The sequence below is a fragment of the Streptomyces sp. P17 genome (assembly GCF_032436805.1).
Classification (GTDB): domain Bacteria; phylum Actinomycetota; class Actinomycetes; order Streptomycetales; family Streptomycetaceae; genus Streptomyces.
On record NZ_JAVRBF010000514.1, the window covers coordinates 1 to 330 of the forward strand.

At 53.3% G+C, this 330-nt stretch carries 1 protein-coding gene; it reads right to left on the reverse strand.

Annotation, left to right across the window (positions count from 1 at the left end):
* On the reverse strand, positions 1-330 hold a 330-nt coding region (locus tag RMT89_RS41930), incomplete at its 5' end, for a hypothetical protein (protein ID WP_315889006.1).

Here is a 330-nt window from a genome sequence, read left to right on the forward strand (position 1 = left end):
TTAATAATCGTCTATTTCGTCCAGGTTGTCGTGCAGCGGCAGTGAGCCAAAGCGACCGCTTTCTTCACGAAAGCTATGGCCCATATAGCGGCTACCATCTTCTTCCTGGTGATGCTCTTGAAAAGCACGGCTTGTGCCTTGCGGCTCATCTTCGTCGCGCGCCGTATTAAAAGGAAGATCACTTTTGAAGGCTCCCGCGGCACGCATGGGCCCAACACTGGTCGCAAATCGTGATTCGCTCTTTTCACGCACCCCCACCAGTACCGATACCTTGCCATTCACTACAGGAATGAAAGGGATGTTCTTGCGGGGCTTGGGCCGTGATAACCG